Source organism: Motilimonas cestriensis (assembly GCF_021295315.1).
In the GTDB taxonomy this organism is placed as follows: Bacteria; Pseudomonadota; Gammaproteobacteria; order Enterobacterales; family CBDFNC01; genus Motilimonas; species Motilimonas cestriensis.
The window spans coordinates 220,588-242,268 of the sequence record NZ_JAIMJA010000004.1 but is presented as its reverse complement, the minus strand read 5'-3'; the positions used below and the strand labels follow the sequence as shown (position 1 = coordinate 242,268).

The 21,681-nt window shown below is 44.1% G+C and carries 23 protein-coding genes; 10 read left to right on the top strand and 13 right to left on the bottom strand.

The features are described 5' to 3' along the window. The first annotated feature begins 8 nt into the window (after nt 1-8). Nucleotides 9-794: a hypothetical protein gene (locus tag K6Y31_RS05890; protein ID WP_233051883.1), complete on the top strand. Its 786-nt coding sequence runs from the start codon at nt 9-11 to the stop codon at nt 792-794. Here the strand turns inward: K6Y31_RS05890 and nqrM are convergent. Genes nqrM through K6Y31_RS05875 form a run of 3 tightly spaced genes read right to left on the bottom strand, consistent with a single transcriptional unit; the run spans nt 791 to nt 1,730 of the window. Beyond that, nucleotides 791-1,021, bottom strand: a complete 231-nt coding sequence (gene nqrM, locus K6Y31_RS05885; RefSeq protein WP_233051882.1) for a (Na+)-NQR maturation NqrM — start codon at nt 1,019-1,021, stop codon at nt 791-793. The two genes, K6Y31_RS05890 and nqrM, sit on opposite strands and share 4 nt — an antisense overlap. After that, nucleotides 1,021-1,422, bottom strand: a complete 402-nt coding sequence (locus K6Y31_RS05880; RefSeq protein ID WP_233051881.1) for a NifB/NifX family molybdenum-iron cluster-binding protein — start codon at nt 1,420-1,422, stop codon at nt 1,021-1,023. Before K6Y31_RS05880 ends, nqrM begins: the two co-directional genes overlap by 1 nt. After that, the gene (locus tag K6Y31_RS05875) at nt 1,419-1,730 is read right to left on the bottom strand and encodes a DUF134 domain-containing protein (protein WP_232800630.1); all 312 of its coding nucleotides are present in this window, start codon (nt 1,728-1,730) and stop codon (nt 1,419-1,421) included. Before K6Y31_RS05875 ends, K6Y31_RS05880 begins: the two co-directional genes overlap by 4 nt. A gap of 83 nt (nt 1,731-1,813) precedes the next feature. Here K6Y31_RS05875 and K6Y31_RS05870 point away from each other — a divergent pair, with 83 nt between their 5' ends. Next, on the top strand, nt 1,814-2,302 hold the full coding sequence (locus K6Y31_RS05870) for a PaaI family thioesterase (protein WP_233051880.1): 489 nt from the start codon (nt 1,814-1,816) through the stop codon (nt 2,300-2,302). Continuing rightward, nucleotides 2,302-3,147: an MBL fold metallo-hydrolase gene (locus K6Y31_RS05865; RefSeq protein WP_233051879.1), complete on the top strand. Its 846-nt coding sequence runs from the start codon at nt 2,302-2,304 to the stop codon at nt 3,145-3,147. Before K6Y31_RS05870 ends, K6Y31_RS05865 begins: the two co-directional genes overlap by 1 nt. 156 nt (nt 3,148-3,303) lie before the next feature. Here K6Y31_RS05865 and K6Y31_RS05860 read toward each other — a convergent pair whose 3' ends face one another. Continuing rightward, on the bottom strand, nt 3,304-3,831 hold the full coding sequence (locus tag K6Y31_RS05860) for a Crp/Fnr family transcriptional regulator (protein ID WP_233051878.1): 528 nt from the start codon (nt 3,829-3,831) through the stop codon (nt 3,304-3,306). A 132-nt stretch (nt 3,832-3,963) separates the two neighbouring features. Between K6Y31_RS05860 and K6Y31_RS05855 the strand changes: the two genes are divergently transcribed. Beyond that, nucleotides 3,964-4,731: an SDR family oxidoreductase gene (locus tag K6Y31_RS05855; protein WP_232800636.1), complete on the top strand. Its 768-nt coding sequence runs from the start codon at nt 3,964-3,966 to the stop codon at nt 4,729-4,731. 29 nt (nt 4,732-4,760) lie between these two features. After that, the gene (locus K6Y31_RS05850) at nt 4,761-5,432 is read left to right on the top strand and encodes a TVP38/TMEM64 family protein (RefSeq protein WP_233051877.1); all 672 of its coding nucleotides are present in this window, start codon (nt 4,761-4,763) and stop codon (nt 5,430-5,432) included. Nucleotides 5,433-5,550: 118 nt separating this feature from the next. Here K6Y31_RS05850 and K6Y31_RS05845 read toward each other — a convergent pair whose 3' ends face one another. Both K6Y31_RS05845 and K6Y31_RS05840 read right to left on the bottom strand, forming a co-directional pair. Further along, entirely contained in the window at nt 5,551-6,681 is a 1,131-nt protein-coding gene (locus tag K6Y31_RS05845) for a serine hydrolase domain-containing protein (protein WP_233051876.1), read from the bottom strand. Nucleotides 6,682-6,905: 224 nt separating this feature from the next. Next, nucleotides 6,906-7,376 (bottom strand): CYTH domain-containing protein, encoded by a 471-nt coding sequence (locus K6Y31_RS05840; protein ID WP_232800639.1) that lies wholly within the window; start codon nt 7,374-7,376, stop codon nt 6,906-6,908. 102 nt (nt 7,377-7,478) lie between these two features. On the opposite strand from K6Y31_RS05840, the gene K6Y31_RS05835 reads away from it, so the two are divergent. Beyond that, nucleotides 7,479-8,372: an AraC family transcriptional regulator gene (locus tag K6Y31_RS05835; RefSeq protein ID WP_232800640.1), complete on the top strand. Its 894-nt coding sequence runs from the start codon at nt 7,479-7,481 to the stop codon at nt 8,370-8,372. 206 nt (nt 8,373-8,578) lie between these two features. Here K6Y31_RS05835 and metF read toward each other — a convergent pair whose 3' ends face one another. Beyond that, nucleotides 8,579-9,463 (bottom strand): methylenetetrahydrofolate reductase, encoded by an 885-nt coding sequence (gene metF / locus K6Y31_RS05830; RefSeq protein WP_232800641.1) that lies wholly within the window; start codon nt 9,461-9,463, stop codon nt 8,579-8,581. Between the two features lie 296 nt (nt 9,464-9,759). Here metF and K6Y31_RS05825 point away from each other — a divergent pair, with 296 nt between their 5' ends. Beyond that, entirely contained in the window at nt 9,760-11,289 is a 1,530-nt protein-coding gene (locus K6Y31_RS05825; protein WP_233051875.1) for a bifunctional GNAT family N-acetyltransferase/carbon-nitrogen hydrolase family protein, read from the top strand. A 99-nt stretch (nt 11,290-11,388) separates the two neighbouring features. Here K6Y31_RS05825 and K6Y31_RS05820 read toward each other — a convergent pair whose 3' ends face one another. Both K6Y31_RS05820 and K6Y31_RS05815 read right to left on the bottom strand, forming a co-directional pair. After that, nucleotides 11,389-13,173 carry an alkaline phosphatase D family protein gene (locus K6Y31_RS05820; RefSeq protein WP_233051874.1) on the bottom strand — a complete coding sequence of 595 codons (1,785 nt, stop codon included), beginning with the start codon at nt 13,171-13,173 and terminating at the stop codon, nt 11,389-11,391. Nucleotides 13,174-13,459: 286 nt separating this feature from the next. Then, the gene (locus tag K6Y31_RS05815; protein WP_233051873.1) at nt 13,460-14,368 is read right to left on the bottom strand and encodes a DMT family transporter; all 909 of its coding nucleotides are present in this window, start codon (nt 14,366-14,368) and stop codon (nt 13,460-13,462) included. 171 nt (nt 14,369-14,539) lie between these two features. On the opposite strand from K6Y31_RS05815, the gene K6Y31_RS05810 reads away from it, so the two are divergent. Continuing rightward, nucleotides 14,540-15,385, top strand: coding sequence for an AraC family transcriptional regulator (locus tag K6Y31_RS05810; protein ID WP_233051872.1), 846 nt, complete (start codon nt 14,540-14,542; stop codon nt 15,383-15,385). A 150-nt stretch (nt 15,386-15,535) separates the two neighbouring features. Here K6Y31_RS05810 and K6Y31_RS05805 read toward each other — a convergent pair whose 3' ends face one another. The 4 genes from K6Y31_RS05805 to metB all read right to left on the bottom strand — a co-directional run bounded on the left by K6Y31_RS05805 (nt 15,536) and on the right by metB (nt 20,388). Continuing rightward, the gene (locus K6Y31_RS05805) at nt 15,536-15,751 is read right to left on the bottom strand and encodes a helix-turn-helix domain-containing protein (RefSeq protein ID WP_233051871.1); all 216 of its coding nucleotides are present in this window, start codon (nt 15,749-15,751) and stop codon (nt 15,536-15,538) included. Next, nucleotides 15,751-16,311 (bottom strand): DUF2975 domain-containing protein, encoded by a 561-nt coding sequence (locus K6Y31_RS05800; protein ID WP_233051870.1) that lies wholly within the window; start codon nt 16,309-16,311, stop codon nt 15,751-15,753. The genes K6Y31_RS05805 and K6Y31_RS05800 overlap by 1 nt, the downstream gene beginning before the upstream one ends. Before the next feature lie 490 nt (nt 16,312-16,801). After that, entirely contained in the window at nt 16,802-19,222 is a 2,421-nt protein-coding gene (locus tag K6Y31_RS05795) for a bifunctional aspartate kinase/homoserine dehydrogenase II (protein ID WP_233051869.1), read from the bottom strand. A 2-nt stretch (nt 19,223-19,224) separates the two neighbouring features. Next, entirely contained in the window at nt 19,225-20,388 is a 1,164-nt protein-coding gene (metB, locus tag K6Y31_RS05790) for a cystathionine gamma-synthase (RefSeq protein ID WP_233051868.1), read from the bottom strand. 328 nt (nt 20,389-20,716) lie between these two features. Between metB and metJ the strand changes: the two genes are divergently transcribed. Both metJ and K6Y31_RS05780 read left to right on the top strand, forming a co-directional pair. Next, nucleotides 20,717-21,040 (top strand): met regulon transcriptional regulator MetJ, encoded by a 324-nt coding sequence (gene metJ / locus K6Y31_RS05785; RefSeq protein ID WP_233051867.1) that lies wholly within the window; start codon nt 20,717-20,719, stop codon nt 21,038-21,040. A 141-nt stretch (nt 21,041-21,181) separates the two neighbouring features. Further along, entirely contained in the window at nt 21,182-21,589 is a 408-nt protein-coding gene (locus K6Y31_RS05780) for a hypothetical protein (RefSeq protein ID WP_233051866.1), read from the top strand. The last annotated feature ends 92 nt before the right edge of the window (nt 21,590-21,681 follow it).

The following is a 21,681-nucleotide window of genomic DNA, read 5'->3' as shown; positions in this document are numbered from 1 at the left end:
GCGTGCAAATGAAAGTGTGGTTATTGCTGTTATGGTTGTTTTGCCCTTTTCTCTATGCTGGCGAGCCAATCGAGTTAATTCTACCTGCCAGTAAAGATGGCAGTCATGAGTACTACCATGAGCTATTGATTAGCGCACTATCCGCTCAAGGAGTCGAAGTAACCTTAGTGACACCTTATAGCCACGTACCACAAAAACGCGCAGTGCGCTTACTTGAAAGCCAAACCATCTCTTTATTTTGGATGCTCGAAACGCCAAAAAGAAATCGCCAATTTACAAAAGTAAACGTAGGGCTCACCAACGGGTTTATCAGCAAGCGTATATTACTGGTCCCCAGAGATGACAAAGAGCGCTATGCACAAGTGAAAAACCTCGATGATTTTCGTCGAATCAACACCATTGGCGGTTTTGGTGCTGATTGGTTTGACATTGAAGTATGGCAAGCCAATAAATTGCCATACATCGTCAGAGATGGTGAGTGGCGCGCCTTATACAGCATGCTATCAAGTAAAGGTGGAGTGAACTATTTCTCTCGCGGCGCCAATGAAATTTGGTCGGAACAAAAACAGCACCCCTACCTAGTTATCGAGCCACACTTACTCTTTACTTACAAACGTGACTTTGTCTTTTACCTCAGTAAGCAAAACGCTTACTTACAACCTGTTATTGAATCAGCGCTAATAAAAGCAAAACAATCTGGCTTGATGGATCACTTGATAAAGAAGTATTGGACCCGACATTTCAATCAACTAAATTTAAACCAAAGGGTCACCATAGAATTAGTTACGCCCTAACTGATTAACTTGGTTGCTATTATTGGTTTGGGTTTGGTTGAAGGCTCTTGGATTTGATACAACACCCGATGCTCGGCGCACACTTGTTGGCAATCACAACTGGGCTCAATATCAATACTGGCGAGGCCACCACAACTGCCTTGAATGGCGCGGCGCTTAAAAATTACGCCCAGCGCCATGGCTAGAGAGATGAATAAAAAAATCACAAAAGCTAGCACATATTCCATTAGTGACAACCATTTATGTGGCCATGACAACCAGCATGCTGACAGCTGCCATTTTGAGGCAGCACGCCTTGATCTGGGCAAGTAAGTGAATGGCTTCGCGTCTTCGCGTGCGCCAATAACTCAGTAACCGAATGACGAGTATTACCTTGCTCTACCTCTAACCCCGCCATTAAAAGTTTAGCCAAGGTTTTTTGGCCTATCTTTCTAACGATGACTGTTTTACAGCCCATGGTAGTCAGCATATTAATTAACTGCGCTTTGCCCTGACAACACGATGTGGTAAGTGCCGGATTCTCAATCCGCGCTAAACGCTGCCCCTGTTGGTCATAAAAATCGAAGCTCTCAGACTGAGAAAAACGATGGGATAACTTGTCATTACTTGTCGCGATGGCATAAATCATCTTGATTCCTTTTGTTCAATTATTGGTCTGTTTTCGCCAAGAGCCAAAGCCTCGCCATGCACCAAGGCATGAGTGATCTTATGCCGAGCCTGCTTCAGAATGTTGGCGAATGTTTGCCTCGATACTTGCATTTGCTTAGCGGCATCTTGCTGAGATAAGCCTTCAAGATCTACCAGCCGAATGGCTTCAAACTCATCCACCGCAATACTGACTTGGTTTAACTCACTCGTGGGGATGCCATTTGGTTTAAAAAAACGATAAGGCGAGCCATGATGTGGACAAATATGACGTTTGATTTTGGGTCTCATTATTGGTGCTCTTTGCTAAGTACTTATGCTATCCTAATTTAGTTATTGGCATATGCCAATAACTTTTTACAAAGGAGCAACTAATGAGTAGTCAGCTTAGGACTGCAACTGCAACACTACAGAACTTAATTAAACATGCTCAGCCCAATGATAGCGGCCAGCAACTCTTGCCCGTCGCCAAACAGCCAAGCCACCAACACTGCGTTTTATGCAGCCCAAACGCCCTGATGGGCTTAAAACTTAATTTTTTCAGTTCAGACAATTCAGTGTGGGCACACACCAAGGGTAGCCAACATCAACAAGGCTATCAGGACATTATCCATGGCGGCGTATTAGCTGCGTTAGTAGACGCAACCATGTGCCAAACCTTATTTAGCCACGAAATAACGGCCGTCACTGCTGAAATGTGTGTTCGTTATTTGCATCCCGTTCCCGTAGGCAGTGAAATTTTAATGCAGGGAAGCCTAGTTACCAGCCATCCGCCCTTATTTAACGTGCAGGCTAAATTATTTGTTAACGGCCAATTAGTGGTTAAAGCGCGGGCTAAGTTTTTTCAATCAAAGGCGAGATAATGGCGCAATACAGCACACGTATAACCGTATTAGCAGACAATATCGCAACACCGCCTTTGCTCAGCGAACATGGCTTTGCTGTATTAATTGAACGCGATCAAGAACGAATTTTATTTGATACAGGGCAAGGGCTCGCCCTATTTGAAAACGCAGAGCAACTCGGCATCCCCTTAGACAATTTAACTGCCATTGCACTTAGCCATGGTCACTACGACCATACCGGCAACCTTGCTCAACTACTGGGTTTAAATCCGCACTGTCGGTTATATCTGCATCCTGACTGCACCGTTGAGCGATATGTGTTACATGATAACCAGCCAGTAAAAATGATCGGCATGCCTAACTCGGCCAAACAAGCGATCGCCAAGCACGATCCAGCCTTGATCCACTTAACTTCTCAGGCATGCAAGCTCACTGCAGAAATTAGCTTAACTGGCACTATCCCCAAATTTCATCTCTTGGAAAATACCAGCGGTCCATTCTATTTAGATCAAGCAGGATTGCATATTGATCAACTATTGGATGATCAAAGCTTATGGTTAACAACTAAACACGGCATCTGCGTGATCACGGGCTGTTGTCACACAGGTTTAATCAACACCTTGGCGTTTATCCAGCAACAAGAGCCAAACGCCCCACTAACTCACTTAATCGGCGGCCTACATTTAGCTAACGCGACGAGTGAGCGGCTTGATGCCAGTGTCCAATATCTTCATCAACAACCTTGGCAGCACTTGTACCTTTCCCACTGCACGGGCGCACGAGCCACTGATGCTATCGGTCAACACCCCTCACTGATAAATAAAGTCACATCTACTTATGTGGGACGAGTCATAAACGTTTAGTAGATAATAATTTGGCGAGCGAGAACAGAAAAAGCGGGCATATAACTCAACGTTAAAGGCACGCTTACCATGAAACGAGTATGAATATATATTTTTGCTGTGAGCTGTTAACTACGGTTAACAATGGGAGGATTTCCCAAGCAACTATCCTTGCAACTACGCTTTACGCCCATGTTTAATCCGGCTCAATGCCACTGGGGTGATCCCTAAATAACGGGCGATGTCGTTCTGGGTAATGCGATGGAGTAAATCCGGTTGGTGCTGCATTAATTGCTGATAACGGGTGGTGGCATCTAAACACAGAAACTCGTATTCACGACGCTCCTTTTTCTGTGCCAGCTTGATTAATGATGCGAGCATAAAGCGACTTAATTCAAGATCATCTAAGGTATGTTGGTAAAGCGAATCAAAGTCGACCTTGACCAACGCTGCTGGCTCTAAGGCCAGCAAACTAAAAGTACAAGGCTCACGCTCAAACACCGCTGATAAATTCGTGATCACATCACCTTCAGCAATAAAAGACTTCACCAGCTCTTTACCGTCTTGACATAAATAATAAGCTTTAAATAACCCTTGTTTAACAAAATATAACGCGTCTTCCATCTCGCCTTGACGGAATAAGTGCTGCCCCGCAGCTAAATTCACTTGGCGGCCATGCTCGATGACGTATTGTTTAATATCCATATTATTTCTACTCCGCAACCATCACAAATACGAACCAAGACAATGCTCCGATCTATTATCAGCGTTTTAACCTAGGTTAATTACCTCGGCTAACTTTCTACTTACAGTGAGCTTAAATCGAAAGGAGCTCACATGTTACAAAGTAATACGCGGTCTAAAAAGAAACAGATGCAACTGACCAATAAAACCATCGTCATCACTGGCGGCACCGCTGGGATTGGAAGGCAGTTAGTACAGCTGCTTGCCCCAGCGAATCACCTTTATGTGATTGGCCGCAGCGTTGCAAAACTCAACGATTTACAGCAAAAGTACCCAAATGTTATTGGCATTCACGCCGATTTGAACGACACCACGTTGCTCGAAACTAAGCTAGCTCAGTTATTAAAGCAAGTATCTAAAGTCGATGTACTCATTAACAATGCCGCTGTGCAACACACTGCAACATACATAGATCCCAATTTCCAATATCAACAAATAGCAAGTGAGATTAACGTCAATTTTACCGCTATTTGCCAGCTCACTTATCTGCTGCTGCCCACATTAATGGCCAGTGAGTCTGCTCGGATCGTCAATATCAATTCGGGCCTTGCCATCGCGCCAAAAGCCCAATCTGCCATTTACTGCGCCAGTAAAAGTGCACTGAACAGCTTTAGTTTGTCGTTACGTTATCAGCTCGAACACACCTCGGTGTTAGTGCAACAAGCCTTATTGCCATTGGTGGATACCGCCATGACAGAAGGTAGAGGATCAGGGAAGCTAGTTGCTCGAGAGGCCGCTCAACATATTATTCGTGGCATTGAGCGCGGCACCTTAGATAACGACATCGGCAAAGTTAAATTACTACGTTTGCTGATGCGCTTTGCGCCCAACATGGCTTACAAACTGATGAAAGCTTCCTGAAACTGAATTCCTATAGAAAGGACAACAATATGAAATCGTTATTTAAAGTGATGTTAATTTTAGCCCTAGGCTTTGCTTCTACCTTTATTTTCCTCAAGCTTGCGGGGATACTTAGCTTGGCGGATATATCGCGCTGGTTAGAGCAAGCCAGCGCCCTACCCCATGGTTATTTATTTGCACTGGTGATCGGCTTACTATTTTTAGACTTGTTTATCGCCATGCCGACGCTCACTATTATTATTCTATCCGGTTATTTTCTCGGCTTTAGCCAAGGCGCATTAGCAGCAAGTACTGGCCTATTGTTAGCAGGTTTAGGTGGATATATTTTGAGTCAGTATTTTGGTCAACCATTCGTTCGCCTGCTCATCCGCGATCCAGCAAAGCGAACAGAGATGATCGATGGCTTTGATCGCTACGGCGCCATGATGATCTTACTGTCACGCGCGATGCCAATTTTACCGGAAGTGAGCGCTTGCATGGCAGGACTGACAAAAATGCCGTTTTGGCGTTTTCTCGGAATTTGGATCGCCAGCGCAGTGCCTTACGCAACCATCGCCGCTTATGCTGGATCCTTTAGCACCCTGCAAAATCCAAAGCCAGCGATTCTCACTGCCGTAGGCTTAAGTGTATTTTTCTGGTTGGGTTGGTATTTGTTTACTAAGCAACAACGAAAAGCTTCATCACTATCAAATGGCGCTTAAACTCTTCCCTCTACGATTACTTCACGGCTCGCCGTTGTAAGTACTGCTTGTTAATTTGGTCCAGCGCGGCACATTATGGGTGCGTCTGGACTCAGTCCACTGCTGCAAAGCTAGTCTTTCAATCGAGTAAACGAGGTACATAACGCTTTATAATGTATTCAGCTAGTGAGACGCCACCCAAATCATTAAAACCTTCATGGTCACCATTGATCGCTATCGTGGCTTTAAGCTCAGGAATAACCAAAATAAACTGCCCCTTAAACCCTCTTGCAGCCATAACAGTGATATCTTTCCCCTTCAATTTAAACACATTACTCCACCAATAATAACCATATTGGCTCCATGTTGATCTTGTCGAGATATGGGGCGCGATTGAACTCTTTATCCAATGCGCATTCACTAGTTGATCACCAGACCATGCGCCATTATTTTGCACAAGTTCACCAATTTTAAGCATATCCCAGCTTGTTAGTACTAACCCACCTGCGGTGTTTGCACTGCCGTCAGCGAGTAGGTGCCACTCAAAATACTTAATTCCCATTGGCAGAAATAAGTTCTGCTTGGCAAATTCAACCACACTGACTCCAGTCGCATTTGCTATGATCCGCCCCACCAGCGTGGCTGGGCCTTCACCATAATTAAAACCTTCAATGCCACTTTCGGCAGCGCCAAATCCTAGAATAAATTCGACAGGGTCTGGTGCTGCGAAATATGCCTCTAATTGAGGTGAAAAAGCACTTTGACCATCATTAACCGCAAATAGAGGCATATTGCCAATCGGTGATTTCATCAGCAGTAGATCTTCAATCGTAACCGTTTTACCATACTCGCCAAGCAGGTGAGTATGATCCGGTAAATACATGGCAATGGGATCATGAACTGAGTGAATAAAACCTTTATCTATCGCAATTCCTACCAGCAAAGATGTGACACTTTTTGTCACGGAATTTAACCCATAAAGCTCAAGCTTGGACTCACCGTTAGCAAAGCAGTTAAACCGAATAGTACCCGCAACACTAACAATCATCGCTTTAAGCTCATCACCGGAGCGTATTCTGTTAAGGCAAAGCCGAGCTAAGAATGGTTCGTCATCATCAATAAAAACTTCAGGCACAATAACATCAGATGGAGAGCCTTCCACCCAATATTCGTCGTTATGGGCTTCATTAGTCAGCTCATAAGCGCTAAGTACGTCATCATATATACTGGTATAAATTGACGCAGTGAAAATTAAAGCAAATATAAACATTATTAGGCCCAAACCAAAGAAGTTAGAATGATAGAGTTTTTTAATCAACAATCTCACAAAGCAATCCTAACAATATTCAGCCACCTGAATTCAATGGCGACTTGACCTTCAACTATGTATGGAAAGTAGCTTACTTACCATTGTAAAAAATATCTAATTAAAAAATATATAATAATGACAAATGAAAATTAAGTACTGATATCAGTATGTAGCCCTGAAAAAAATCACCTCGACCAAAGGCTATAAGGCTGCTGCATTAATTGCGAGTTGTAATAGCGCTTATCGCCCGTCACTTCTTCACCTAGCCAGCTGGGCTTGGCAAAGGCTTCATCAACACTTGTTAACTCGACTTCTGCGACCACCAGACCAGCGTTGTCACCGTAGAATTCATCTACTTCAAAGGTGTGCAGGCCTGCTTTCACCAAATAACGGGTTTTATCAATCACACCCGGTTCACATAAGGCCAATAAAGCTTGCGCTTCCGCAACGGGGATTTCTCGCTCCCACTCAAAACGACTTAATCCTGCAGCATCACTGATGCCTTTAATGGTTAAAAAACCTTGCTCACCTTTAATTCGCACCCGCACGCAGCGCTCAGGGGCAGAGTTTAAGTAACCTTGGGTAATGCGCTGAGCTTTAAAAGCGTCATTCTTATAATCACCTGTTACTAAAAATTTACGCTCTATCTCTTGCATCTATACTGATCCTTTTCGGGTAATTTGGCTTAAACTGCGCAAACATTATCAAATAAACCTGACATATGCTGAAACCGTCAACTAATTAGCGAGAGAAAAAAGATGAAAGCCAGTACGCAGCAGGGATATCAACAACGTCTAATCAAGGTGGTGGATTATATGTATCAACACTTAGATGCACCACTAGATGTGAATACCTTAGCCGATGTGGCCTGTATGTCACCGTATCACTTTCATCGTATCTATCGTTTGATGACGGGTGAAACGATTAATACCACAGTGAGAAGGCTGCGTTTATTTCTATCTGCCGCCGAATTAATTCGCACTCAAGCGCCCATTGCAGAAGTAGCGAAAAAGTTTAACTACAGCACGTTAGAAGCTTATAGCCGCGCCTTCGCTCAGTTATTTAATCAGCCGCCCAGTGAGTATCGCCAACAAAATAGCCAAGGCAATACCACACCAGAACCGCTGTCACCCCAGTCGTGGATGCAGTTTCAGCCCTTTTATGATCAGGAGATCCACCTTATGTATCCAGTTGAAGTTACCGAAATACCACAACTTAACTTTATCGGCATCAAACATCACGGCGATTATATGAAGATCGGCCAAGCCTTCGATAAGTTGTGTATGTATGCTGGCAGTCGAAACTTATTTACACCACAAACCCGTAGCTTTGGCATCTATTATCAGGATCCTAAAACCGTTGCGACGGAAGATCTGGAATCCATGGCTTGTATTACCATTGACGATCCGAATTTGGTACTGGAGGATGAGCAGATCCAACACTTGTCGATCCCAGCGAGTAAGGCTGCTGCTTTGATGTTTAAAGGGCCTTATGCCGAATTAGAGCAGCCCTATGCTTGGCTATTTGGTCAATGGTTGCCGCAAAGCGGCCGTACCCTTAAAGATCATCCCGCATTTGAAGAATACCTCAACAATCCACAAGACACAGCGCCAAAAGATCTACTCACAAGGATCTATTGCTTAGTTGAATAGCTTTATTGATCTTCTACACCAATAAAAAGCAGATCCTGGCGGGATCTGCTTTAGCAATTGAGACTGCAACACTCAAGGGTGAGTTTGTTTCACGAGCCGCCGTGAAAATACATCTATGTAGGCTTAAACAAGGCATCCCTGCCTTGTATACTCGCTCAATCAAACCCACCCTTTCACGATTAGCTCAGCGAGAAGGCTAGTGATGACTAAGGGCGCAAACCTAAAGTATGGCAAATTGCATAGCTTAGTTCACTGCGGTTCAGGGTGTAAAAATGAAAATCTTTCACGCCTTCTTGCCCTAGCACCTTCACCATGTCCATCGCGATGCTGGCACCAATCAAGTTGCGTGTGGTCGGATCGTTATCCGTACCATCATAAAGCTTGTGCATCCAACCTGGCACTTTCACATTACATAACTTAGAAAACTTCACTAATGTTTTGTAGTTAGACACGGGTAAGATCCCCGGTACAATCTCTTGCGTAATACCAATGGCAGCACAACGGTCGCGAAAGCGTAAGTAGCTTTCCACATCAAAAAAGAACTGAGTGATAGCACGATCGGCACCAGCATCCATTTTATCTTTAAACGCGAGTAAATCCGCTTGTGCATTTTTCGCTTCAGGATGTACTTCTGGGTACGCCGCTACCGAGATATCAAAGTCGGCCTGCTCTTTTAATAAGCGCACCAAGTCAGTCGCGTACATATGGGGCTTATCACTGCCCGCTGGAATATCACCGCGCAAGGCAACAATGTTCTTAATGCCGCTGTTCCAATAGTCTAGAGCTATTTGCTTTAACTCATCTTTACTGGCATCGATACAAGTTAAATGCGGCGCGGCTACTAGCCCTGTGCGATCTTTAATTTCTTTAATCACGCTATGAGTACGATCACGCGTACCCGAGTTAGCACCATAAGTGACCGAAACAAACTTTGGCTTTAGGGTTTTTAACCGATCAATAGACTGCCATAAGGTATCTTCCATCGCTTCGGAAGTGGGCGGAAAAAACTCAAAAGACACATTCAAATCACCCTTTAAATCAGCGATATTCTGGTTCAAAATTTCAATATTACGTGCCGTTTGACTACCCATGATCCATTCCTTTTAAATTCAAACAAAGACGAAACTGTGACTAAAACAAATAGCCGTTTAGCCGTCTGAATGGCTTAATTTAATGAATTATGAATAAATGTCAACAACTTTGATTTAACATGAAATTTACTCATAAATATGGTGAAATTTACTCATACTCATGATTTATAGATAAATTAAATAACACTTCCTTGGCAACAAACACTGGAAATAGAAGGTATTACTGGAGACTTGTGTTTTTGTTTCGCTATACCTGTGGCATCCTGAACAAAATATTGCCACTAGGACTTTTCAATATGGATCACAATACTCCCAAGCTTTCCTTACGTACCATAGAATCAAGTGACTATATCCAAATAGCTGAATTAATGGACTTAGTTTTTCCTGACGTGGGGGGAGCATGGCCAAAAACGACCATTATGGATCTTATTAAACAGTTTCCAGATGGACAAATTTGTATTGTAGATAGCGATAAAATAGTTGGTGTTGCCCTTACTATTAAGGTCAGTTACAACCGCTATTCTTTACCTCACACATACAATGACATCATAGATGAGAACAATGTAATACAGAACAACCCCACGGGCGACGCCATGTACGGCTTGGATGTGTTCGTGCATCCTGACTATCGCGGATTACGCTTAGGTCGCAGACTTTATGATGCGCGCAAAGAGCTGTGCCGAAATAAGAATTTTAAAGCTATCCTAGCGGGCGGCCGCATTCCTTTGTACTACAAACATGCCGATAAGTTGAGCGTGCCAGAATACATAGACAAGGTTAAGCGCCGCGAATTACACGACCCTATTTTGTCATTTCAGTTGGCCAACGACTTTGATGTTAAGCGTTTGATGCGAGGCTACCTACCCGAAGATGATGCTTCAAAGGGCTATGGCACATTATTGGAGTGGGATAACTTTTTTTATGAAGAAGATATTACATCCGTCCACGATATTGAAAAAACCTTAGTACGTCTTGGCGTGATCCAATGGCAAATGCGTACCATGCACGATCTTGACGATTTAATGGATCAAGCCGAGTATTTTGTGTCTTCACTTTCTAACTATAAAGCCGATTTTGCGCTGTTTCCCGAGTTCTTCAATGCGCCACTAATGGGCTTACAAGAAGGGCAGAATTCAGTGGAGGCCATACGCTTTCTGGCCAGCTTCAGTGACGAGATAAAAAATCGCTTTTCACAAATGGCGGTTACCTACAATATAAACATCATTGCTGGCAGCGTTCCTGTTATCGAAGGCGAAAAGCTCTACAACGTCTCTTATCTGCTGCACCGTGATGGTCAAATTGACGCTCAATACAAAATTCATATTACCCCTCACGAAGAGAAAGACTGGGTTATTGATGGTGGTAATAGTGTCAAAGTATTTGATACCGATGCCGGAAGAGTGGGCATATTAATCTGTTATGACAGTGAATTTCCTGAGCTGGGTCGAATGATGGCAGAGCAAGGCGTACAAATTATCTTTGTACCGTTTTGGACCGACACCAAGAATGGTTACCAACGCGTGAGAATTTGCTCGCAAGCCCGTGCTATTGAGAACGAATGTTATGTTGCCATTGGCGGCAGCGTTGGCAACTTACCACGGGTTGATAACGTTGATATTCAATATGCCCAATCGGCGGTGTTTTCACCATCAGACATTTACTTTCCTCACGATGCCACACTGACCGAAGCCAGCGCCAATACCGAGATGATCATTTTCGCCGATGTTGATTTAACCAAGCTGAAACAACTTAATACCGAAGGCTCTGTGACCAATCTTAAACATCGTAGAAAAGACATTTACGGCTCGTTTATTAAAGCCGATTAATGTTCAGCTTTAAGCTACTTTAATAAGCTCAACCAAGCAGTAAAAAAGGATCGAATATGCTAATTGGCATATTCGATCCTTAAAATGAGCATTAAAAACCTAAGCAGAAATTAACGTGTTGGTGTTCACTTTAACCATCAGGCGATGCTGCCTATCCGTTAACATTTCATATTGCTTCGACTTAACCGTTGAGCAATATAGCCACTCACTAACGGCGGTATCAGGGGTAAAGGTAATCATCATATAGCCACGATTGGTAAGATTAGTATATTTCAGATCATCCACCAGCTGCACCATTCCCGGCTCATTTTCTGGTTTGACGCCAAGGTAAACCTCCATGCCAGGCGAGCTTACAGACGCAACGGCAAACTCAACCCCCACATGCCCCCCTGATCGCAAACGCAAATCATTAGCCCATGCATTATGCGTGTCACCAGATAAAACAACTAAGTTGGCATTATTCTGCTTGGCTGTTGCCAACAGTACTTCACGCTCATAGGCATAACCATCCCAAGCATCAAGGTTGTAAGGGATTTTTGGCGACTGTAACAACTGCATCGCATCTGCCGTTAAGCGCTGTTGGTTTGCCTCAAGAAACAACAACTGTGCAGCAGTTAGCGAACTGGGATCAACTTGTGCCTGTTGCGCTAATTGCGCAATGTAAGCTAACTCAGAAAAATCATTTAACGATATTTGCTGGGTAATCAAAGACGCCGGTAGGCTCATGTTTCCCATCAAGGTTTGTTGGCCTAGCACCTGCCAGGTGGCTACTGATGTTGTTAATTGACCTTTTAACCATTCAAACTGCTCCGCGCCCATCATAGTGCGGTTGGGGTCACCGACATCAGCCATAAAGGCACTCGCGTTGAAGCTACCATCAGCGCCAAGGTAATTAGCGTAATCCAACTGTTGATCGCGACCAATCAAGCGCGTATCCAGCATATGTAAATCAACTAAATCGCCAAACTTAAAACTGCGGTAAATGGTTTCATTATTGCCCTCAACAAGGGGACGTATGGGTAGCCATTCAAAATAAGCTTGGATTGCAGCCATTTTACGCTGCTCAAACTCTCCTTCTTCTGATTGATGATTTTCCGCCCCTTCACGCCAAGTATCATTGGCTATTTCATGATCGTCCCACACCGGAATAATGGGCAGTCTGCTATGGAATAGTTGCATATCAGCATCAAGGCGATACTGCGCGTAACGCATGCGATAATCCGCTAAAGTGAGTAACTCATGGATAGGCTCAACCACTCTGCCCATCGCCTTCGCTTCTTCACTTGCATAACCGCCATCGGCATATTCGTAAATATAATCCCCTAAATGCAGTACCGCATTTAGATCGTCTTGCTTCGCTATTTCAGCCAACACGTTAAAATACCCGGCTGGGTAATTAGAGCAAGAGATTGCCGCTAATTTAACCATTGCAACACTGCCTTCAGGCAGCGTTCTCATGCGGCCAATCGCCGAGCTGACTCCATTAGAATGAAAACGATAGTAATATGTGGCATTGGCTGACAAGCCACCCGCATCTACTTTCACCGTAAAGTCGCGATCTGCTGTTGTCTCTGTTTCACCATTCGTCACTAGTTTGGTAAAGCCTTCATCTTCGGCTACCTCCCAGCTGACGGTTAATTTATCTACCGTCGTTTTTGGCGTCACCTTAGTCCAAATTATCACTCTGTCAGATAAAGGATCGCCACTGGCAATACCATGTTGAAATCCAACCCCAATAAGTGGCTCGTTAGTTGTCGCACCTTTTTTATTAGCGGGTCCCGAAGAACTGTCATTACAGCCCATCAATCCAATAGAGAGAACCGCAGCACCGGCTCCCATAGCAGACATTCGAATAAAATCACGACGTGAAAACGGTTTGCTCACTTGTTTTTCCTCAAAATAAAGGGACTCTTTGGCTGCGTGCTTATGCTTGAAAAGCCAACAGCATGAGTACTGAATGGATATTGCGAGCTGAGACTACAAGATGAAAATGAAGGAAAGATGGCAGAGGTTGGTTAATTTCACCCTTTTAATCACTTTTTACACCAAATAAATTGGCAACATCAGCTAGATGCGAAATTAAATGACTAGCGATTGGAATAAGCCGCCAAGGATGACTTGGCGGCTTTAAAACGCATTTTGATCTATTGACCGACGTAAGTTTGCAGCATCAAGCCGGAGTAATAACTAGCTTGCCTTTCCGACGCCATAAAGGATTAACGGTTCGCGCCACCACATTGCCTAAAATCACTAACGCCAAACCTAAGCTGGAATAGATAGTCCAGTGATATGACTCAAACACGCTAGAGACTACCAACGCGACTATCGGTGTAATTAATAAAACATAAGAAGCCGTATTAGCACCGATACGATCCACCAAGATCAAATACAAGGTAAAGCCCATCACCGTCGCGGGTACCGCCAGATAAAACAAGCTGCCAAGGTATTGCACTTGTAGGTCGATATTAAAAGGCAAATCGCGTAAGTAAATAATCACCAATAAAGTAGCGCAGCCATATAACATACTATAGCTAGTGGCGGTGTAGGGCTTAATATTATCGCGTGTATTACGCACACTAATCATATTACCAATGGAGAAACACCAAGTGCCAAGTAGCGCATAACCAAGGCCAATTAACACATCCGTTGACCATGTTGTCGCCAATAAATCAGCGCCAAATAACAGCCCAATCCCCGATAAGCCTATCACCACACCAAGCCAAAAATTAGCGGTGGTAGGCGTTTTGAAAAATAAGCGTCCATGTAACGCGTTAAAAATAGGGGCGGTTGCCATGACCACTGCGGTTAAGCCACTGGCGATATAATGGGTCGCACTGTAAAAAGCCAAGAAGTTACAACAAAACAAACACAAACCCTGCAAAGCAAAAAAGCGATGCTGCGATAACTTAGGCTGTTGCAGCTGCTTAAATAACTTGCCAAAAATAAACATCAACAAGGCTGCTAAAGCGAAGCGATAGAATATCGAGACTTCCGTGGCCACGATCCCTTGCTGCCATTTAATAGCGATCCAAGAAAAGCCCCATAGGCCTATCATAAGTAGATATATCAGTGCCGACATTGCTCTATTCCCATACTAAACTAACCAGTCTTTATTGTGTTCGATAGCATGACGAAAAGCTGTCACGATAGCGCGGCTTTTAACATGATCTTGCGGTTTTAATTGTCACCAACGATTGAGCACCACCGTTGAAGCCTTTATTATTTTGCTATGAACGAAAACGTCCGCTATATGAGCTTTTTTAAATCATCAAAAGTGTGCCATCGCCAGCAAGGGATCACGCCGAAATTGGCGTGGGCGCAATATAGTAATGCTTATGATCGTTTGTATTACCAAAACGATAAGTTTCATACCCTAAGCTTATATCTATCAGGTGGCGAGCAAACCCATCGTACCGATATACGCTCTGAATTAGGCGGTGCCGGTAAATTTTGCTTAATGCCGCAAGGCTGTGAAAGTCGCTGGCAGCTTGGCGATCCACAACAATTTATGCACCTATATTTTACGGATAGCCACCTAAAGCAATTAGCCTTGCAAGTGTTTGACATTGACCCACGGCAACTCGCCCTGCCCGACCTGACCTTTTTTAGTCAGCCTGCGCTTGAAGCCATGTATCGCCAGCAAATGCTGTTAATGGATTGGTCGGCGCCGGAAAGCCACTTGGCCATGGCGCAAATGAGTGACACCATTTTAGTTAACTTATTGCAAAGCACTGGGCTCACGAAACCACTGGGGATTATTAAAGGTGGACTGGCACCGAAAGTTGCCAAGCAAGTACAAGACTTTATGCAGGCCAACTTCCATCGCCAAATTTATTTACATGAGTTAGCCGAATTAGCGCAGTTAAGTGAATACCACTTTACTCGCATGTTTAAAGCCCACTTTGCGCGCACGCCGCAAGAATACCTAATGCAGTTGCGTATCGAGCAGGTTAAGCACTTACTCACAGGCCCAATGAAGCTGGCCGATATTGCCCTCGCTTGCGGCTTTTCCAATCAAAGCCATATGGGCCGTTTCTTTAAACAATTAGTAGGCATGACGCCTACGGCCTATCAAAAGTGTTTGGGGGTGAGGTGATTAGCTATTATCTCAACTTAGCCTCAATGAAGCCAACTATGCAGGACGCTCAGGCCATCCGTGGTCGCTCGAAAAAAGGCATCCCTGCCTTTTAACGCCTGCCAATTTGACTTCGTTGAGACTTCACCGCTACAAGGATAAAAATGGTCGTCATGTTGATACATCATCAACAAACTCCAAGATATCGCCGGGTTGGCAATCCAGAGCCTGACACAGTGCGTTTAGGGTGGTAAAGCGAATGGCCTTAGCGTGGTTATTTTTTAAGATGGATAGGTTAGCCGGTGTAATGTCCAATCGCTCGGCTAACTCTCCTAGGCCAATATTTCGCTGCGCCATCACCACATTCAGGTTGATCTTAATGGCCATTACACTAACCCCTCAGAATCGTTTTTATAGTTAATCGCCATTTTAAGTGCGCCAGCAATAAGGAAGGTGATACCACAGTAGAGTAAGCCGTCGGTTAGATGGTCAAATAAACTCATGGCTAAAGAATACTGTAACTCAGCCCCTGTAATGTTCGCATGTTGTAAAATCATTTGCGCCAAAAGGTAATCAGTAAAAGTATCTAGCCCTGCAAAAGGCACAAACAATAAGCCTATTATTTTTAGATACTTAAAGTTGTTATCGCTGAATATATCGCCTCGCTTAATATGACTAAACAAACGCCGAAACAGGTCTAAATAAACACCCCATAGTGCTAGACTCAGAGCACAAAATAGAAGTACCCCCGCACCGGCTAACAGTTCTATTTCTTCATCAAGCTGGATTAGCATTCCAAAATAGTTTATGTCCTTTACCGTAAAGGGTATCTCTGGAAAGACGGCTAAGTAGAAAACGATAACCCCAAAGATCACAAGCATTATCAGCCCAACAGTAGTAATAAGATGAAGTATGGCGGCTATTTTTCGAATGGTTTGATGTTTCATTTTACTTTCCTTAGTTAAATCAAGATAAGTAAAAATATAGTCATGCCTTAAATTTAAAGCAACAATTACTTATTGTTTATCAATAAATAATTACCGTTAAACGTAAAGGCTCTTTATTAGAGACAAAGAGCCACCCGCAGGTGGCTAATTGATTTACTTGAGAATAAATAAGCCGAGTTCTGGATAAGCAAAATAGTATGTTTTACTGCAAAAACGCTGTGAATATTTCCCTATACGCTTTGCGTTTTAATCCCTGGAAACGAAATTTTGCCGTAAAACATACTTTATCTTGCTGCGATAGGCTTAAACAGAACTGAGGCTAAGTAAATAAACGTCCATCAGCAGATATCAAAAGCTAAGCGACCATGGAGGGCTTGAGCGCTCTGCAGAGTGGCGTTTATTTGTGAACGCAGTGCGATATAAGCCTTTATGTACTGACCATAAAAAAACCACCCGAAGGTGGCTTAGTACATATAGTGTTACGCGCCAGTTAAGCTAGCTTTTCACATAAGCTAATTAAGTCAGCTTGGATCGCGCCAGCCGTCACTTCACGACCCGCCCCCGGACCTTGGATGATCAGTGGATTAGTGCGATACCAGTTGGTTTCAATGGCAAAAATGTTGTCACATGGCAACAGATTAGCAAAGGCGTGGTTATCCGCTAAAGCTTCAAGGCCTACGGTGGCTTTACCTTCAGCATCAAAACGCGCTACGTAACGCAGCACTTTACCTTGCTTAGTGGCTTTAGCTAACTTCTCGGCTAATAACTCATCGAGCAAATGCGTTTTTTGCATAAAGTCATCGGCTGAGCCTTGTTGCAATTCCTCTGGCACCAAAGATTGCAGCTCGATGTCTTTCTCTTCAATGTTAAGACCGGCTTCACGCGCCAATATCAGTAATTTGCGCATAACATCGTTACCCGATAGATCTTCACGCGGATCGGGTTCGGTTAAGCCTTGCTGCCACGCTTGATCAAGTAGTTCAGAAAATGCAATGGAACCATCATATTGCTGGAATAACCAAGACAGCGTACCCGAGAAGATACCACTGATGCCTTGAATGGTGTCACCGGAGCCTTGTAGCATAGCCAAGGTTGGCTGAATCGGTAAACCCGCACCCACGGTTGCGTTATATAACCAATGGCCACCGTGATCGGCAAAGCTTTGTTTTACTTCATTGTAAAAGGCCAATTCAGCCGATCCCGCATATTTATTCGCCGCAATCACATGGAAGTGGCGCGATGCAAACTCAGGGTAATAACGACTAACACTTTCGCTGGCGGTGATATCCAGCACCACTAGCTCATCAAATGGATGACGCTTGAGCTTGGATAGCATTTCTTCCCAAATGAACGGCTTGGGGGTAAAACCATTACTGATTTCTTGCGGCTCAAAACCATCAAAATCGACGATGCCACCAAGGTGGTTAAACACACCACATAAAGTGAGTTTTTGATTAAAGCGTTGCTCTACTTTGGCCTTTTCAACTTGGATAAGCTTGAGCCATTGGCCACCTATGTTACCGGTGCCAAACAAGACTAAGCCAATGCGCTTAGGCCGTTTAAATAACGCCTCGTGTAAGGTTTTAAGTAAGGGCTCAAGTAAAATCTCACGAGTCACGGCGACCAGAGACAATTTACGCTCACAAGCTTGAATAAACTCAAGCGGCTGAGTCGACAAAGCGCGGTAGAAACGGTAACACTGTTCAGCATTATCACTCACGCCATTACCGACCAAACCAACCATGCTATAGCCAGAGCGTAGCTCGACACTTTTGATTTCAGGAAGTGGATGGGCGTAGGCTTTAGCCACGTCAAACGCTGAGTCCGCCACTTCTGGAGTGTAAACCAAACGGATTAGGTTTTTCTTTTTGTCTTGGTGTACCACAAGCGGGGCAACAAAGTGCGCGTTAAGATCGGCTTGCAGTGCTGCATTAGCCAGCGCTAGATCTTGTTCTTGCTCTAGTTCAACTTCAATAATACACGCCTGCTCTAAACCGGTAACAATTTTGGCTGCGCCAAGCTTGTGCTGACGTCGTACAATTTGCGTTGAGCCTTCATCAGGCGCATAGCTTGAACGTAGGCTCAGGCGTTGTGAGCTTTCAATCACAGGTAATAACGTACGCGCATGAAGCACTGGTGAGCCCAAGCGTGATAATTCCGCCGCTTCATCAAGTGATAAACGCTCCATCAACACGGCATTTTTCACTTTACGAGGATCGGCACTGAATACACCTGCTACATCGCTCCAAATGGTAGTAGAGACTGCATTCGCAATCGCGCCAGTGACGGTAGCAGAATAATCACTGCCGTTACGGCCTAGTGTTACGGTATGGCCTTCGCTGTCGGCGGCGAAGAAACCAGTGATCACCACGCGATCTTGTTCGCGACCGAGTAACTGCTGAGTGAGCTTTTCACGAGACAAGTTAATATCAACCACAGGCTGCACACTCATTTCAGCACTTAAGTAAGTGCGTGAATCTAACCAGCTGGCTTTTAAGCCAAGTTGTTTTAAATAAGTCGCCAATAGACGTGCTGACCAGACCTCACCAAAACTAAGAATTTCGTTGGTTTGATAACGGTCTAGCTTATTTTCTAAGATCAAGGCCAAACGGGTTAAGTCATTATCCAACGCGACTAAGGCATCACCTTGTAGCTCTCCGTCAAGTAACTCGGTGGCAAGATTACGCTGGAAATCAGACAGCGAAGCAAGAGATTCCGCTGCGGCATTATCGCCATCTTTGGCATATTCAATGATCTCGATCAAACGGTTGGTGGTTTTACCCGCCGCAGATACCACGATCAAATCAGTGCTGCTTGAGTGCTTTTCGATAATATTCGCCACACGACGAAAACAGTTGGGATCAGCTAAGCTGCTGCCACCAAATTTATGCACATGTCTTGTTTGTTTCACCTTTACTTCTCCTGCGCCACAGCCTTAAAGGCATGGTCTAAATCGGCGATTAAATCGTCGGCATCTTCCAAGCCAACGGATAAACGAATAAGGGTACTGAATATGCCCGCTTCAGCCTGCGCCTCATCACTCATGGCGCGGTGTGTCATGGTGGCAGGATGAGCCACTAAACTCTCAACCCCACCGAGAGACTCCGCAAGTGAGAACAATTGTAAATTTTCGAAGAATACCTGTAAGCCGTGCTCATCCGCATCCAGATCAAAGCTAAACATAGAGCCAAAATCTTTTTGTTGGCGTTTAGCAATTTCATGGCCAGGGTGGTCCGGCAAGCTTGGATGATAAATCGTTTTAACCAGTGGCTGAGTTTGTAAGAACGCGATAATAGCATTGGCATTTTCTTGGTGATTGCGAATACGCGCGCCTAACGTGCGGATGCCACGTAAGGTCATGTATGAATCAAACGCCGAGCCGGTTAAGCCTAAACAATTAGCCCACCAAGCTAAATCTTGGCCTAACGTTTCATCTTTCGTCACCACTGCACCAGCTACCACATCAGAATGGCCGTTAATGTATTTGGTGGTGGAATGCACGACTATATCTGCTCCTAGCTCAAGTGGCTGTTGCAACGCGGGCGATAGGAAGGTGTTATCTACTACCACTAACGCGCCGACCGCTTTAGCTTGCTGGCAAATTTTCGCGATATCAACAACGCGGAGTAATGGATTACTAGGGGTTTCTAGCCAAACAATTTTTGGTTTTTTGGCAATGGCCGCCGCTAACTGGGCATCATCACCTTGATCAATAAAGCTGACGTCAAAGGCATTTTTCTTAGCACAACAATCAAACAAACGGTAACTGCCACCGTAGCAATCGTGAGGCGCAATTAATAAGTCACCAGGGCAAAGTAGCGCAGTCACCAAGTTCACCGCAGCCATACCTGAGCAGGTAATAACGCCTGTGCTGCCATTTTCTAATTTAGCAATGGCATCACCTAAGATGGCGCGAGTTGGGTTGCCTGAGCGGCTATAGTCAAAGCCACGAATTTTATCGTAACCTTCAAAAGTATAATTGGTACTTAAATAAATGGGCGGTACCACCGAACCATGTTGAGTATCAGATTCAATGCCGCTTCTTACGGCTTGAGTGGCTTGTTTATACTGCGCCATTATTTAAAAACTCCAATAAAAATCATATGTGACAACTTTAAGCTAGCAGGAATAAGACGTCAACACTTCTGGACGTCTAAACGGCTCATTATTGTCATGCATCGTGTTTCGATGAGTTAGTCTACCTGAGCCTAAGGAATGACAAAAATAAAACTTCATTCACCTCAACAGTTCATAACAGCAAAACCTAACAGTATATTTACAACACATTCAAAGCTTGCGATGGGTCGAATTATTAGCGCAGACGTCTAAGCATCTTTACCGATAGATTGCCTATGCTTGGCCGAGCGGTTAGAATAACCTTGATTTTTGTAACGGGTAGTGAAGAATGACGACGAAATGGAACGGTGAATACCTCAGCCCTTATGCTGAGCACGGCAAAAAAAGTGAACAAGTTAAGAAGATCACTGTATCCATCCCACTTAAGGTGTTAAAAATCTTAACTGATGAACGCACTCGTCGTCAGGTGAACAACCTACGCCATGCAACCAACAGTGAATTATTGTGTGAAGCGTTTCTTCATGCTTATACCGGGCAACCACTCCCTGAAGATAATGATTTACGTAAAGACCAAAATGATGGCCTGCCCGAACAAGTGAAAAAAATCATGCTTGAAAAGGGTATAAACATCGACGAGTACGAAACCGAGTGATATCTGTCACGCGCTGGTAACCCCTATATCCAGCGCTATCCAACCCCCTTCGCAAAAAACACTTTTTTAATTATCGCCACTTTTCAGTCTCATACTATCCTGTTAGATTAACAACAATATAATAAAAGCAGGGAGCTTATTGTGCGACTTTTCGCTGTTGTAATGTGCAGTACATTATCAATGTTACTGGCGCCTTTTGCGAGCGCCGACGAATGTGCCGAAGAAGCAATAAAAATGGTAGCTAAATCAGATGCCACAGCAGGTATTGTGCGCTATCAAAACTTAATAGTTGACTACTCGCAGTGTGAAGATATGGATGAAACCTATGCTAAAGAGCTATATGACTTTAGCTATGATTTAACCTATAGCCAAGTATGCCACGGCGAAGAAGGCTTTAAACTGGGTAAAGCAGGCAAAGGGCCAAACCCCGTATGCAAAGATTACGTAAATGCCGGTTACTACCGCCACCGCCATGCGCAAGGTATTGAGCGATACAAAGAAGATGTAATAAGAAAGGCAAAGAAAGAAGCCGCTGCCAAGGCTAATTAATCCACCATTCAATAGGCCAATGACAGTCGTTGTTGGCCACACTCAAAACAACTCATTTCTTTAGTTCCCTACACTGTTGCACTTCATTAAAG

Excerpts from the sequence above, each read along its gene's own strand:
- K6Y31_RS05890 (WP_233051883.1), top strand. The coding sequence starts at position 9 with ATGAAAGTGTGGTTATTGCTGTTATGGTTGTTTTGCCCTTTTCTCTAT.
- nqrM (WP_233051882.1), bottom strand. The coding sequence starts at position 1,021 with ATGGAATATGTGCTAGCTTTTGTGATTTTTTTATTCATCTCTCTAGCC.
- K6Y31_RS05880 (WP_233051881.1), bottom strand. The coding sequence starts at position 1,422 with ATGATTTATGCCATCGCGACAAGTAATGACAAGTTATCCCATCGTTTT.
- K6Y31_RS05875 (WP_232800630.1), bottom strand. The coding sequence starts at position 1,730 with ATGAGACCCAAAATCAAACGTCATATTTGTCCACATCATGGCTCGCCT.
- K6Y31_RS05870 (WP_233051880.1), top strand. The coding sequence starts at position 1,814 with ATGAGTAGTCAGCTTAGGACTGCAACTGCAACACTACAGAACTTAATT.
- K6Y31_RS05865 (WP_233051879.1), top strand. The coding sequence starts at position 2,302 with ATGGCGCAATACAGCACACGTATAACCGTATTAGCAGACAATATCGCA.
- K6Y31_RS05860 (WP_233051878.1), bottom strand. The coding sequence starts at position 3,831 with ATGGATATTAAACAATACGTCATCGAGCATGGCCGCCAAGTGAATTTA.
- K6Y31_RS05855 (WP_232800636.1), top strand. The coding sequence starts at position 3,964 with ATGTTACAAAGTAATACGCGGTCTAAAAAGAAACAGATGCAACTGACC.
- K6Y31_RS05850 (WP_233051877.1), top strand. The coding sequence starts at position 4,761 with ATGAAATCGTTATTTAAAGTGATGTTAATTTTAGCCCTAGGCTTTGCT.
- K6Y31_RS05845 (WP_233051876.1), bottom strand. The coding sequence starts at position 6,681 with ATGTTTATATTTGCTTTAATTTTCACTGCGTCAATTTATACCAGTATA.
- K6Y31_RS05840 (WP_232800639.1), bottom strand. The coding sequence starts at position 7,376 with ATGCAAGAGATAGAGCGTAAATTTTTAGTAACAGGTGATTATAAGAAT.
- K6Y31_RS05835 (WP_232800640.1), top strand. The coding sequence starts at position 7,479 with ATGAAAGCCAGTACGCAGCAGGGATATCAACAACGTCTAATCAAGGTG.
- metF (WP_232800641.1), bottom strand. The coding sequence starts at position 9,463 with ATGGGTAGTCAAACGGCACGTAATATTGAAATTTTGAACCAGAATATC.
- K6Y31_RS05825 (WP_233051875.1), top strand. The coding sequence starts at position 9,760 with ATGGATCACAATACTCCCAAGCTTTCCTTACGTACCATAGAATCAAGT.
- K6Y31_RS05815 (WP_233051873.1), bottom strand. The coding sequence starts at position 14,368 with ATGTCGGCACTGATATATCTACTTATGATAGGCCTATGGGGCTTTTCT.
- K6Y31_RS05810 (WP_233051872.1), top strand. The coding sequence starts at position 14,540 with ATGAGCTTTTTTAAATCATCAAAAGTGTGCCATCGCCAGCAAGGGATC.
- K6Y31_RS05805 (WP_233051871.1), bottom strand. The coding sequence starts at position 15,751 with ATGGCCATTAAGATCAACCTGAATGTGGTGATGGCGCAGCGAAATATT.
- K6Y31_RS05800 (WP_233051870.1), bottom strand. The coding sequence starts at position 16,311 with ATGAAACATCAAACCATTCGAAAAATAGCCGCCATACTTCATCTTATT.
- metB (WP_233051868.1), bottom strand. The coding sequence starts at position 20,388 with ATGGCGCAGTATAAACAAGCCACTCAAGCCGTAAGAAGCGGCATTGAA.
- metJ (WP_233051867.1), top strand. The coding sequence starts at position 20,717 with ATGACGACGAAATGGAACGGTGAATACCTCAGCCCTTATGCTGAGCAC.